The 12,871-nt window shown below is 68.3% G+C and carries 10 protein-coding genes; 5 read left to right on the top strand and 5 right to left on the bottom strand.

Features of this window, described 5'->3' with window-relative positions; translation table 11 throughout:
- Window positions 1–11: 11 nt before the first annotated feature.
- From IIE29_RS05465 to IIE29_RS05475, 3 genes are read left to right on the top strand one after another with little or no spacing between them, the layout of a single operon-like run.
- Window positions 12–1,040, top strand: coding sequence for a 3-oxoacyl-ACP synthase III (locus IIE29_RS05465; protein ID WP_209324231.1), 1,029 nt, complete (start codon window positions 12–14; stop codon window positions 1,038–1,040).
- An 8-nt stretch (window positions 1,041–1,048) separates the two neighbouring features.
- Window positions 1,049–3,859, top strand: a complete 2,811-nt coding sequence (locus IIE29_RS05470; RefSeq protein WP_209324232.1) for an alpha/beta fold hydrolase — start codon at window positions 1,049–1,051, stop codon at window positions 3,857–3,859.
- Between the two features lie 9 nt (window positions 3,860–3,868).
- The gene (locus IIE29_RS05475; RefSeq protein ID WP_209324233.1) at window positions 3,869–4,834 is read left to right on the top strand and encodes an NAD-dependent epimerase/dehydratase family protein; all 966 of its coding nucleotides are present in this window, start codon (window positions 3,869–3,871) and stop codon (window positions 4,832–4,834) included.
- Between the two features lie 9 nt (window positions 4,835–4,843).
- On the opposite strand, the gene IIE29_RS05480 is transcribed toward IIE29_RS05475, so the two are convergent.
- A complete protein-coding gene (locus IIE29_RS05480; protein WP_209324234.1) occupies window positions 4,844–5,980 on the bottom strand; it encodes a hypothetical protein in 1,137 nt (378 codons plus the stop codon).
- Between the two features lie 144 nt (window positions 5,981–6,124).
- On the opposite strand from IIE29_RS05480, the gene IIE29_RS05485 reads away from it, so the two are divergent.
- A complete protein-coding gene (locus IIE29_RS05485) occupies window positions 6,125–8,056 on the top strand; it encodes an acetate--CoA ligase (protein ID WP_209324235.1) in 1,932 nt (643 codons plus the stop codon).
- Between the two features lie 32 nt (window positions 8,057–8,088).
- On the opposite strand, the gene IIE29_RS05490 is transcribed toward IIE29_RS05485, so the two are convergent.
- On the bottom strand, window positions 8,089–8,886 hold the full coding sequence (locus IIE29_RS05490; protein WP_209324236.1) for a hypothetical protein: 798 nt from the start codon (window positions 8,884–8,886) through the stop codon (window positions 8,089–8,091).
- 86 nt (window positions 8,887–8,972) lie between these two features.
- On the opposite strand from IIE29_RS05490, the gene IIE29_RS05495 reads away from it, so the two are divergent.
- A complete protein-coding gene (locus IIE29_RS05495; RefSeq protein ID WP_209324237.1) occupies window positions 8,973–9,563 on the top strand; it encodes a MarR family winged helix-turn-helix transcriptional regulator in 591 nt (196 codons plus the stop codon).
- Here the strand turns inward: IIE29_RS05495 and IIE29_RS05500 are convergent, their stop codons facing one another.
- From IIE29_RS05500 to IIE29_RS05510, 3 genes are all read right to left on the bottom strand, one after another.
- Window positions 9,564–10,049: an SRPBCC family protein gene (locus IIE29_RS05500; RefSeq protein WP_209324238.1), complete on the bottom strand. Its 486-nt coding sequence runs from the start codon at window positions 10,047–10,049 to the stop codon at window positions 9,564–9,566.
- Between the two features lie 169 nt (window positions 10,050–10,218).
- A complete protein-coding gene (locus IIE29_RS05505; RefSeq protein WP_209324239.1) occupies window positions 10,219–11,688 on the bottom strand; it encodes an LssY C-terminal domain-containing protein in 1,470 nt (489 codons plus the stop codon).
- A gap of 24 nt (window positions 11,689–11,712) precedes the next feature.
- The gene (locus IIE29_RS05510) at window positions 11,713–12,870 is read right to left on the bottom strand and encodes a MerR family transcriptional regulator (protein WP_209324240.1); all 1,158 of its coding nucleotides are present in this window, start codon (window positions 12,868–12,870) and stop codon (window positions 11,713–11,715) included.
- Window position 12,871: the final 1 nt, after the last annotated feature.

Consider the following 12,871-nt stretch of genomic DNA (forward strand, 5'->3'; position numbering starts at 1 on the left):
GAGTACCTCAATTGGCGAACGGCAACGCAACATTTCGGCACTCGAACGTGGCCCTGCTCGGCCTGACCGAGACACTGGCCCCGAACGAAGTGACCTCTCAGGAATTCGACGAGCGCCTCGCCGATACGCTGTCCTCCCTCAGCCTGCCGCAGGGTCTGCTCCAGCGGGTCGCCGGCGTGTACGCGCGCCGCAACTGGGACGAACCCCATCAGTTCGCCGACGGCGCGATCGCCGCCGGCAGGAGGGCCCTCACCGAGTCGGGGGTGCCCGCTGAGGCGATCGGACTGATGGTCAACACCTCGGTCACTCGTGAGCACTTGGAGCCGTCCGTGGCCGTCGGCGTGCACGCGGGCATCGGTCTCGGCCCGCAGGCGATGAACTTCGACATCGCCAACGCCTGCCTCGGCTTCGTCAACGGCATGACCCTGGCGGCGAACATGATCGACGCCGGACAGATCGAATACGCCCTCGTCGTCGCCGGCGAGGACGCCTCCCGAGTGCAGGAAGCGACGCTGCGCCGGCTCAATCGGCCGGAGATCACGCGTGAGGAGTACCTCAACGAGTTCGCCTCCCTGACGCTGGGCTCCGGGGCCGCTGCCGCGGTTCTCGGCCCCGCCGACAAGCACCCGGAGGGCCACCGAGTCCTCGGCGGGATCACCCGTGCGGCCACCCAGCATCATGCACTGTGCGTCGGAGACCACAACGGCATGTTCACCGACACCAAAGGTCTGCTCTCCGGGGGTATGGAACTCGTCGTCGCCGCCTGGGAAGAGGCCCACGAGTCCGGGTGGGACTGGCGGGAGATGGACCGCTATGTCATGCACCAGGTCTCCGATGTGCACACGAATTCGATCACCAAGGCCGCGGGCCTCGATCCCGACCGGATCCCCGTCAGCTATCCCGAGCTGGGCAATGTCGGACCCGCCTCCCTGCCCATCACCCTGTCCCGTGAGGCCGAGAGCCTCCGGCCGGGCGACCGCATCCTGTGCATGGGTGTCGGCTCCGGCCTCAACACCGCGATGACCGAGATCGAGTGGTAGACGCTTCAATGAGATTTCCTGCACGGCCGGCTCAGGCTCCCCCGCAGCTGCCCGAGTGGGACCCCGCCTGGTCCCGGATCGTCGAGGCAGCGACCACCGACGGGACGCACGCGTTCCATGTGCTCGACACCCTGCCCGCCCTCCGCGCAGCCGGAATCGAGCCGCAGGGCACGATCGTCGCCCTCCACGGCAACCCGACCTGGTCATACCTGTGGAGACGTCTGGCCCGCGCCACTGTCGAGGCCGCCCAGTCCGGCGGCCGCGCCTGGCGGCTCATCGCCCCCGATCAGCTCGAGATGGGCTTTTCCGAACGGCTCGCGCATGAGGCGATGCCGACGCCGAAGTCCCCCGAGGTGCGCCGCATCCGCGACCGCATCGCCGACTTCGACGCCGTCGTCACGACCCTCTTCGCCGAGGCAGCCGGAGGCGCGTACTCCGGCGGCGCTGCATCCGCTGCCGGGTCGTCGGGCACCGAGGCGGCCGGAACCGGACCCGAGGAGCATCCGATCGTGACGATCGGGCACGACTGGGGCGGTGTGCTCTCCCTGGGCTGGGCGGCCCGCAACACCGACATCGTCTCGGCCGCGATCAGCCTCAACACCGCCGTCCACCAGCCCGAGGACGCCCCGGTGCCCGCACCCCTGCGCGCCACCCTCGCCGGCCCCATGCTGCCCACGGCCACCGTCGTCACCGACTGGTTCCTGCGCGTGACGCTGCGCCTCGGCGATCTCGATGCCGGCACCAGGAATGCGTTCCGCGCCCCGTACGAGACCGCGCAGGACCGGTGGGCCATCGGCAGCTTCGTCGCTGACATCCCGGTCGATGCGAACCATCCCTCGGATTCCGAGCTGCAGCGCATCGGCGACGATATCGCCGCCTTCGACAAGCCGGCCCTGCTCGTCTGGGGGCCGAAGGACCCGGTTTTCCTCGAACGCTATCTGCGGGACCTGCGCCGCCGCCTGCCGCAGGCCGATGTGCACCGCTTCGAGACGGCCTCGCACCTCGTCAGCGAAGACCACGACGTCGACGGCCTCGTCCTCGACTGGCTGAGCGCCCGGTTCGACACCGCCGCCGAGGCGCCGGGCCGCGCCGAGACGAACCCTGCGGAGGGACCGTCGGAGCGTTCGAGCGCAGCCGCCGCGGCGCGGGATTCGAGCGCCGCGGACATCCGCGCCGTGACGGCGATCCTCGATGCCCGCCGTGACGACGAAACGATCGCGTCAGTCGACTTCGCGAAGAATCCTGCGCAGCAGATCACGTGGCGCCACCTGTGGCACGTCACCACGTCGATCGCGAACGGGCTGCTCGACCTCGGCGTGAAGCCCGGGGACCGGGTGTCGATGCTCGTGCCGCCGGGCAGCAATCTCACCGCCGCGCTCTACGCCTGCCTGAAGATCGGCGCGGTCGCCGTCGTCGCCGATGCCGGACTCGGCCCGAAGGGGATGACCCGTGCGATCGCCTCGGCGGATCCGCAGTGGATCATCGGAGAGCTGCCCGGCCTGACACTGGCACGCGCTTTCGGCTGGCCGGGGCGAAGGATCTCCGTCAGCCCGCTCGGGCCCGTTCGCTCCCGCCTGTTCTCAGCGGAGACGAGTCTCACGGAGCTCTCCCGTTCCGCCCACCGGGCCGAGCTGCCCACGCCGGCAGCCGATGATGATGCGACGATCCTCTTCACCTCCGGATCGACCGGTCCTGCCAAGGGCGTGCGCTACACCCACGCCGACATCTCCGCACTGGCGGCCGTGCTGACCAGAGTGTTCGATGTCAGGGAGGGCACAGGTCTGGTGGCCGGGTTCCCACCCTTCGCGCTGCTCGGGCCTGCCATCGGGGCCACCTCGGTGACTCCGGACATGTCCGTGACGAAGCCGAAGACGCTGACCGCGAGCGCGATCGCCGATGCGATCATCGCCGGGCGGGCGACGATGGTCTTCGCCTCCCCCGCCGCCTACCGCAACGTCGCCGCGACCGCCTCGGCGCTGGATGCCGATCAGCGTGCGGCCTGCGACCGGGTCGAACTCGTGCTCTCGGCCGGCGCACCGGTGCCGCTCGAGCTCATGGACGCCATCGCCGGGGTGTTCCCCAATGCGAGCATCCACTCTCCATACGGCATGACCGAAGGACTGCTGCTCACCGACATCGACCGCGCAGGCGTGGCCGAGGCCGATGCGACCGGCGGCCTGGGAGTGTGCGTGGGACGACCGATCGACGGCGTCGAACTCGCTTTGGCCCCGATCGACGACGCGGGCGACTCCGCCGATGAGCTGGTGCAGGGGCCGGAGGCGCGGAACCGCCTCGGCGAATTCGTCGTCAGCGCCGCGCATATCAAGTCCGGCTACGACAACCTCTGGCGGACCACCGCCGATTCTGCCCGCGATGGCCTGAAGGGCCTGCACTGGCACCGGACGAACGACATCGGTCACATCGACGACGCCGGGCGAGTCTGGCTCGAGGGACGTCTGCAGCACGTCGTCACCACTGCGCGCGGGCCTGTCGGCCCCGGCGGCCTCGAAGCGCTCATCGACGCCGACGCCGAGGTCAGTCGCAGTGCCGTGGTCGGAATCGGCCCCGTCGGGACTCAGGCCCTGGTCGCTGTGCTCGACGCCGAAGGCACTTCGCTCTCCCCCGGGCTGGCGCCTCTGGAGCTCACCGCCCGGCTGCGTGAACAGGCGGCGCGGACAGGCGGCCATGATCTCGCCGCGGTGCTCGTCGCCCCGGAGTTCCCCACAGACATCCGCCACAATTCGAAGATCGACCGCTCCCGTCTCGCGGCCTGGGCTGACAGTGTCCTGGCCGGTGGTCCGGTGCGCGGAAGAGTCTGAGGAGCTGAAGTGAGAATCACCGTCACCGGAGCCTCCGGGCTGCTCGGTTCGTCCGTCGCACACGCACTCGTCTCCGCCGGTCACGAGGTCACGACGCTGCAGCGCCGCCCCTCCGGAGTCTCAGGCGCCGCGGATGTTCTCGGCTCCGTGACCGATGCGGCCGCGGTCGAGCGGGCCGTCGACCGTGCCGAGGCGGTCGTGCACCTGGCTGCGAAGGTCTCGATGATGGGCGATCCCAAGGATTTCGAGGCCGTGAACATCGGAGGCACGCGGACCCTCGTCGACGCGGCCCGGGCCGCCGGTGTGCCGCGTCTGGTCCACATCTCCTCCCCGTCGGTGGCGCATACGGGTGCCTCGATCATCGGGGACGGGGCTGAACCGGCCTCTCCGGAGTTCGCGCGCGGCGAGTACGCCCGGACGAAGGGAGCCGGAGAGCGCATCGCGCTGGGTGCGGACTCGCCGGATTTCCGGGTGCTGGTCCTCCGTCCGCACCTCATGTGGGGTCCGGGTGACACTCAGCTGACGGAGCGGGTCATCGACCGTGCCCGTTCCGGCCGGATGCCGGTGCTCGGATCGGGCGCGGCGCTCGTCGACACCCTCTTCGTGGACAATGCCGTCGAGGCGATCGTCGCTGCCGTGTCCGCGGTCGATTCCGCTCACGGCGAGTCGCTCGTGGTCACGAACGGTCAGCCGCGGCCGATCGGCGAACTGATGTCACGCATCGCGATCGCCGGAGGCGCCGCACAGCCGAAGCTGCGGATTCCAGTGGCTCCGGCGCTGGCAGCCGGCACAGTGGTCGAGAAGGTGTGGGAGCTGGGCGACCACGACGACGAGCCCCCGCTGACGCGTTTCCTCGCCGAACAGCTCTCGACCTCTCACTGGTTCGATCAGCGACGGACGCAGGAGGTGCTGGGCTGGACTCCCCGGGTCAGCATCGAGGAAGGACTGGAGATCCTCGCCGCGCGTTACGCCTGACCGCGCGCATCAGAGCCGGTACTGGCTGTTCTCCTCGGCCGAGGAGCGCATGCGTTTGGACGATGAGGATGCTTCGACCTCGTCCACGTCCTCATCGGTCTCTTCGGCCGTCTCCGGCTCGTTTCCTTCGATGGCATCGACCGACATCCCGGGTTCGCCGGTGGGCGGGTTCTCGAGTGAGGACCCACCGGCGGATTCGTCGAAATCCTCCGGATCGAGCGTGGCGGGTTCCTCAGCCGTGGTCTCGCGGCTCTCGGCCTCTGCCGCTCCCACCTGAGGCGCGGTGTCGGGGCGGGCAGGGAGTGTGGGCGGCATGGGCGGAGGTGCCGGCAGGTTCGAGGCCGCGGACGGATCGGTGTCGGGCGTCGCCGGGCCGCGTCGTTTCGCGTCGGCATCCGCGGACTCTCCCGAGTCCGACTCCGCGGAGTTCGTCCCTCCCGAGTCCGTCTCCGCCGAGTCCTCGAGCGATGACTGCTCCTCGACCTCATCGGTTTCGGTCGCTTCGGCTGGTTCGGTCGCTTCGCCCGATTCGGTGTCCTCGGCGTCTCCCGTCTGCTCGTCATCATCGCCTCCCTCAGTTCCCGCAGCTTCAGGTAGGACGGTCGCTTCAGCGGGGACGGCGGGTTCTGCAGTGTCGAAGGGCTCTGCAGCAAAAACGTCGCTATCTGCGGTGTCGGCAGACGCACTCGGGTCGGATCCCTCGGTCGCTGGCGCTGCGGTGCCCAGTTCCTCGTGCGCGTCGGATTCGGCGTCGGCCGAGCCCACATCAGCGTCCTCGGAGGAGCCCGCGCCCTCGGGCGGGTTCGTGCCCTCGGAGGACTCCGCGGCAGCAGAGCCGGTGGGCGATCCCGGCAGCGCCCCTTCGATGCCCTCGAGGCTCACGCCTGCCTCGGCGGCCAGACGTGCGCGCCGTTCGGCCCGTGCCTGAGCACGGTCCTCTTCGCTTCTCTGCGGCTTCGCCGCTTCGCTCTTCGGCTGGGTCGGGCGGACGGCCTCCCAGACCAGCAGGACGATCAGCATCGTGACACCGACGGTCACGCCCATTAAGACCGAACCCCACGGTCGCGCCATCCCGAAGAAGTCGACGAAGACGTTGAGTCCGAACATGACAGCCAGGCCGAGGATCAATGCAACCAGGAATCTCATATCCCCATTGTGCCCTCTCTCCCACCGACTGCAGGGAAACGGGTCGACTTTCGTACCGCCTCCATCTCCGCGCCGAAGCGGTCTCCGTGGCGAAGAACGGGACCCGCCTCGGCGATTCCGTGTGCCATGCGTCACAATGGGGGCATGGATATCAACGCCGAGAGCACCGTCCCCAGCTACGACGATGTCGTGTCCCGCATCGCTGATGACGCTCATGGATTCTGGCTCGAGCAGGCCACGAGTCTCATCGATTGGGTCACCGAGCCGACGCAGGCCGTCGACGATTCGAATGCGCCGATCTATCGCTGGTATCCCGATGGGGAACTCAACGTCTGCTACAACGCGATCGACCGCCACGTCGAGAACGGCCGCGGCGAGCAGGCCGCCATCATCTACGACTCACCGGTCACCGACACCGTCCGCACGATCACATACGCCCAGCTGCAGGACGAGGTCTCGCGCTTCGCTCGCGGCCTGTCCGACAAGGGAGTGGCCAAGGGCGATCGCGTCGTCATCTACATGCCGATGATCCCCGAGGCGGCCGTGGCCATGCTCGCCTGCGCCCGCCTCGGCGCCATCCACTCCGTCGTCTTCGGCGGATTCGCACCGAACGAACTGGCCGTGCGCATCGACGACACCGCCCCGAAGGCCGTCATCTCCACTTCCTGCGGAGTCGAGAAGAACCGCGTGCTCGAATACAAGCCGATGCTCGACGAGGCCATCGACATCGCCGAGAACAAACCGGAGTTCTCCGTCATCGTCCAACGCGAGGAACATCGCTGTGAGCTCGGGGAGAACGACGTCGACTACGCCGAGATGCTCGCCCAGACCGCCGAGGGCATCGATCCGGTCACCGTCAAGGCCACCGATGAGCTCTACGTCCTCTACACCTCCGGCACCACCGGCAAGCCCAAGGGAATCGTCCGCGACTCGGGCGGATATGCCGTGGCCGGCGCGTTCTCGATGCCGGCGCTGTTCGACCTCCACCCGGGCGACACGATGTTCACCGCCTCGGACGTCGGCTGGGTCGTCGGCCACACCTACATCGTCTACGCCCCGCTGCTGGCGGGAATCATCTCGGTGCTCTACGAGGGCAAACCCGTGGGCACGCCCGACGCCGGAGCCTTCTTCCGCGCCATCGAACAGCACGGGGTCAACGTCCACTTCACCGCCCCGACGGCCATGCGCGTGGTGCGCAAGGAGGACCCCGACGGCGAGCTGATGAAGAAGTACGACCTGACGAGCCTGCGCGCGGAGTTCCTCGCCGGCGAACGGCTCGACCCCGACACCTACGAATGGACGACGAAGACCCTCGCCGAGGCGACCGGACGCGACATCCCGGTCGTCGACAACTGGTGGCAGACGGAGACAGGGTGGCCGATCGCGGCGAATCCGCTCGGACTCACCCGGTTCCCCCTCAAACCCGGATCACCGACCAAGCCGGTGCCCGGCTACCAGGTGGAGATCCTCGATCCGAGCGGAAACCCGGTGCCTGCCGGCGAGGAGGGCCTCATCGTCATCAGGCTGCCGCTGCCCCCGGGGACCATGGCGACCGTCTGGGGCGATGACTCACGCTTCATCTCCTCCTACCTGGCAGCATTCGACGGCTATTACCTCACCGGCGACTCCGGCTATCTCGACGAGGACGGCTACGTCTACGTCATGGGCCGCACCGATGACGTCATCAACGTCGCCGGGCACCGGCTGTCGACCGGCATCATCGAGGCCGTCGTCGCGTCCCACCCCGCGGTGGCCGAGGCCGCCGTCATCGGCGTCCACGACGACGTCAAGGGTCAGATCCCGCGCGCCCTCGTCGTCCTCGGCGACTCCGCCGAGGCAGCCGATCCCGATGCCGTCATCGACGAACTCGTCGCCCTCGTACGCAAGGAGATCGGCCCCGTGGCGGCATTCAAGCGCGTCGACATCGTCCCCGGTCTGCCGAAGACCCGATCAGGCAAGATCCTGCGCAAGACCATGCGCGAACTCGCCGACGGCGTCGAGAACCCAGCGGTGCCGTCGACGATCGAGGACCGCGCGGTCCTCGACGACCTCGAGTCGGTGCTCGCCCGCCGCTGAGGCTGCTGTCGAGGCGATTGCCGGCAGCGACCTCAGGAGTTCCGTCCCTGCTCGAACCCGGCGGCGAAACCGCGCTCGAAGGCTTCCTGCACCTCACGCTCATGGTCACGCTCCCGGTCGCGTCGGTCATCGGCCCATCCGAACGGGTCGAAACCTCGGCGGCCCGGGCCGAAACCTGGTCCGAACCCTGGTCCGAATCCGCGTCGTCGGCGGCCTCCGCCGTGATCGCGGCGGTGTTCACCACCTCCTCCGTGATCGTGGCGATCACGACCTCCGCCGTGATCGCGGTGATCGCGGTGATCGCGACCTCCGCCGTGATCGCCGCGATCGCGGTCGTGCGGATGCGAGCGGTCGGCACACCGGTCGGGACCGAAGGCGTCGACGATCTTCGACAGTGAGGACTTGAGGTCCTCGAACTCCTCCGAGGAGAGCACCTCCTCGACCTTCTCACCGACGCCATCGCGCAGATCCCACATCCGCTGCCGGAGCTCGTCCGGACTCACATCACCGACCGGATCCCATCCGCGATGCCCACGGGGAAGGCCGCAGCTGACCGGCTCTTCCGGACCCGGGGCACCGTCGGCGACCACCTCGTCAGCATCCCGGCCTCGGCGTCCGCGCCACATCTTCCCGAAGTCGCGGGGATCGAAACCGCTGTCGGCGGCTGCGGCGCGGAATTCGCGGCGCAGCACATGGCTGACCTGCCTCAGCAGCTGCGGCAGGTCGACCTCGCCTCGGGCATCGCCCTCGGTCGAGTCGGCGGCACCGGCATCTTCGAACGGGCTCTCGGCATCGTCTCTGTCATCGTTGAAGTCATCTTGCGTGCTCATGTCTTCTCCTTTAGTTGTCATCCGACATGTACATGCAGAATGACATGCATTTCAGGTGCATGTCAAGCAACATGTAAAATGCGAGCATGAGCTCAGACGATGACATCCGGACGATCGCGGAGGCGCTCACCCGCTTGCAGTGGCGGCGCGGGCCCGGCGGACCGCGCGGTTTCGGTCCGCCTCGGGGATTCGGCCAGCGCAGCGGATCGGCCGAGCCGAACCATGGCGAGTTCCCCTTCGGCGGACGTCACGGCCCCGGCGGCAGAGATCGACAGGACCACGGTCCCGGCCGCCGCGACGATGTCGGCTTCGAATGGCGCGAGAAGTTCAAGGGCCATTTCGGCGGACGCGCGCAATGGCAGCTGCTCATCGCCCTGGTCCAGGCAGGCACTGCGCTCGGAGTGAGCGCCATCGGCGAGGCGATCGGCGTCGATCAGCCACGCGCTTCGCGTCTGGTCGCTCAGGGTGTCGAGCTCGGACTGCTGCGGCGCGAGGCCGATCCCGAGGACGCTCGCCGCACCCTCATCGCCCTCACCGACAAGGGGCGGGCGATCGTCAATCGCTTCCGCGGGGCACAACGCGACAACGTCGATGAGGCGCTCAGCGAGTTCACCGCCGATGAGCGTGCCCAACTGGCCGCTCTGCTCACCCGACTGGCCGACGCCTGGCCGAAATGATCAGCTCTCGGCGAGCTGCTTGAGCCGCTTGAGCGAGGCCAGAAGATTCGAGACCGTCGTCGACTGCGCCCGCGGCAGGCGCTGGGGATCGCGCAACTCGGTCCAGTCGTAGGTGTGACGGACGAGGCAGGCGCCCTCCCCGGACGGCTCGATCTCCCAGACCCACTTCTGGCCGAAGGGCTCTCCCCCGACCTCCGAGGGCTTCCAGGCGATGAGCCTGCCCTCGGCGAAGTCGACGATGCGGTTCTCCCGGTCGACGCCCTTCGTCAGCGTCGTGACGAAGGAATCGCCGATGCCTCTCACCCGCTGATCGTCGACGGCCGATCCGAGGTTGTCGTTGCCGTCCCATTCGGGCTGCCTCGCGGGATCGGCGATGAGCTCGAACACCGCTGCCGCCGGGGCCGCAACGTCGAGTTCGGCGCTGACGACCTTGAGAGCGGGGTCGATCGAGTCGAATACTGATGCGTCAGGTGCCTGTTCGGTCATGATGTTCTGCCTTCTCGTGTGCTCTCGGTCCCGGTGCGGGCTCATGGTTCGCATGGATGAGACACAGTCAGGATACACAGATCCGACCCTGCATCCCGCGGACTCGAGCTGCCTTCCGGCCAGGCACGTCGGGCAGCGAGCGCACGCAGCGCGAGTTCCTGCCGCTCGCTCAGTCCTCGAGTGCACGGTCCTGGCGCTCAGCTCGCTGGGCAGCCGTACTGAAACGGGTGAACAGTCGCGACGAGTCGCTGGAGAGGCTGAGCAGCACGGCGACCTGCATGGCAATCGTCATCAGTGCGTACATGTTCGTGGCCAGATCCCGATCCCCGGTGAAGTAGTTCGTCATCGACACGATCACGGAGATCGTCGACAGGGTGAGGATCCACAGTCGGGCCCGATTGCTGCCGCGGAACACCGCAGTCGACGCAATCACCTGCAGGCACCCGATGAGGAGGCTGAGCCCGATGAGCACTCCCGCGGCGATGCGCGTGGCCGTATCGTCGCTGAGCGCGGTGATATCAGCGCTGTAGTCGGTGACCTCGGAGCGCAGACCGTCCCAGTCGAGCAGCGTGCCGATCACATCCCAGGCCTGGAAGATGAGCAGCACGAGAACGAGGGCGGCGCCGATGACCGTCTGCAGCGGGCGCCGCCGCCACAGCGTCTTCGTCACGTCCGACACGGACCGCGATTCCGTGTAGATCTGCGTGGCGTCCAGAGTCAGTTCCAGACGCTCCGGGCGATCCCCCTCATCGGCGACCACCTCGGCGACGTCGAGGATCGGCAGATGCCCATCGGTGACGATCGCGTCCCCGCCGCCATTGCGGGAGTGGTAGCCCGTCGAGAAGTCCTTGATCCTGTGCACGGTGATCGATTCGCCGACCGCGGTCACGGTCTCGACGATGTGATCGCGTTCGACGTCGGTGTCCTCCTCGATCCTGTGCGTGAACTGGAGGGTGAACAGGGAGATCCCGACGGCCTTGTCATAGGTGCCCGCGGCCAGCCAGTCGGCCTGATGGCCGCCGGGCAGCAGCCATCCGCGCGGACACTTCCAGAAGCGCACGTGGTGCCGTTGCCCGGGGTCGCCGTCGACCTCCTGCTGATAGGCGAAGTCCTGCCGCCGGCCGAACAGCAGCAGCGGGGACACCGGCGCCTGCGGATAGCTGCGCTTCGTCACCGTCGAACGGATGATCTCCCAGGTCGATGCGGGCGTGATGCTGTCGGCGAGGATCCACCCGGCCGCCCTCATCGCGTGATGGATCTGCGCTTCATCACCGCGCCAGGCGAGGTTGACCGGGTCGCCGAGCAGACCGTCGGACGTCCGAGTGCGCCCGATGAAATAGTTCGGCACATAGATCTGCGAGAGGATGCGATGGAGCCGCGGCAGGGCGAGATAGGACACCACGGCCCAGAACACGAGCAGGGTCAGCACCTGCCACCACCCGAGGCTGAATCCCTTGAGCAGGATCAGCAGAGCCAACCAGGTCGACGCCGCGCCGCCGAAGAGGAAGAAGAGGTAGTCGAGCACCCCGGTGGGCGTGAAATGGTGCCGACGATAGATGAACGGCTGCTTGAGCCGACGCTTGTGCCCGGCCACCGCTTCCGCGGCAGCCGGCTCGTCCGTCGCACCTCCTGAGGTCATGGGTGACAGTGTAGTGAAATGGCCTCACCCGCCGGAATGCGGAGAACCCGAACCTCCTTCGCCGAGGCGGCCCGACCCCCGACGTCGCAGCTCCGCGGTCGCCGTCGCGGCCACCTCCCGACTCTCGTCGTGGGCCAGTCGCACGAGCAGATCCGACACCAGCGCCCGATGCTCGGCGCCCGGCGGGTGTTCGGCGCCCGGCGGGTGTTCGGCGCCCGGCGGGTGTCCAGCGGCAGCCTGCCCATCAGGAATCTCGATGAGGACCTGCAGGGCCCGAAAACGCTCGACGGCGCGCGGCGAGCCTGCGGCGCGGGCCAGCTCGGACATGATCGCGGCGGCAGAGGAACAGCCCCGGGTGACGTAGCCGGCGAGCGCCTCGGCCGCCTCGATGTCGCGAGGCCCGGTCATCGCAATGGCCAGCAGCTCCGGCACAGCGGCGGGGTCGTCGAGCCCGGCCGCGGCGAAGGCGGAGAGGCTTCTGACCTCATCGTCCTCATCTTCCAACAACCTCCGCAGGGCGCCCCGAATCAGTTCCGCGGACTCGGGGGCGAGCTCATCGGCGTCGGTCGTGCGACTGATCTCATCGAGTGCGCGGATCGCTCTCAGCCGCACCTCGGCAGAGACATCGTCCGCCCCATCGACGAGATGAGCGATCGCGGCGGGCCCGGCCTGGGCGAGCGCCCACCGCATGGCCCCCGCCGCATTGAGTTCGGGTTCGTCGAGGACCGCCGCCGAGAGGGCTTCGATCGGCACGCTTCCATCGACTCCGCCGCCCAGAGCCGCTTTGTGCCGTTGAATGACGTCGGCGGATTCGAGGGAGCGCATGAGGTCGACGGTCCACAGCAGCGCCTCGGAGTCGGTCCGCCCGAGCCGATCGACCCGCTCGAGGTGGTCGAGCAGGCGCTGCTCTGAGGCGATGCGCTGACGCGTCTGCGCAATGAGATCGCGCATCAGCCCTCCGGCGTCGAAGTTCGGGTCGGCGAGCACCTCTCCGACTTCGGTCAGCGACATCCCGAGTTTGCGCAGACCCTCGATGTGGAAGATCCGCCCGATGTCGGCGTCGGAGTATCTGCGGTAGCCGGCGGCTGTCCGCTGGTCGGGCGCGAGCAGGCCGATGGATTCGTAGTGTCGCAGCATGCGCGCGCTCACACCGGAGCGCCGTGCCACCTCGCCGATGAGCATC

Origin of the sequence: Brevibacterium renqingii (genome assembly GCF_017808095.1) — a bacterium.
Taxonomy (GTDB): Bacteria; Actinomycetota; Actinomycetes; order Actinomycetales; family Brevibacteriaceae; genus Brevibacterium; species Brevibacterium renqingii.

What these genes read in the sequence shown, in the direction of transcription:
- IIE29_RS05470 (WP_209324232.1), top strand. Translation starts at nt 1,049, where the DNA reads ATGAGATTTCCTGCACGGCCGGCTCAGGCTCCCCCGCAGCTGCCCGAG.
- IIE29_RS05480 (WP_209324234.1), bottom strand. Translation starts at nt 5,980, where the DNA reads ATGAGATTCCTGGTTGCATTGATCCTCGGCCTGGCTGTCATGTTCGGA.
- IIE29_RS05485 (WP_209324235.1), top strand. Translation starts at nt 6,125, where the DNA reads ATGGATATCAACGCCGAGAGCACCGTCCCCAGCTACGACGATGTCGTG.
- IIE29_RS05490 (WP_209324236.1), bottom strand. Translation starts at nt 8,886, where the DNA reads ATGAGCACGCAAGATGACTTCAACGATGACAGAGACGATGCCGAGAGC.
- IIE29_RS05495 (WP_209324237.1), top strand. Translation starts at nt 8,973, where the DNA reads ATGAGCTCAGACGATGACATCCGGACGATCGCGGAGGCGCTCACCCGC.
- IIE29_RS05500 (WP_209324238.1), bottom strand. Translation starts at nt 10,049, where the DNA reads ATGACCGAACAGGCACCTGACGCATCAGTATTCGACTCGATCGACCCC.
- IIE29_RS05505 (WP_209324239.1), bottom strand. Translation starts at nt 11,688, where the DNA reads ATGACCTCAGGAGGTGCGACGGACGAGCCGGCTGCCGCGGAAGCGGTG.
- IIE29_RS05510 (WP_209324240.1), bottom strand. Translation starts at nt 12,870, where the DNA reads ATGCTCATCGGCGAGGTGGCACGGCGCTCCGGTGTGAGCGCGCGCATG.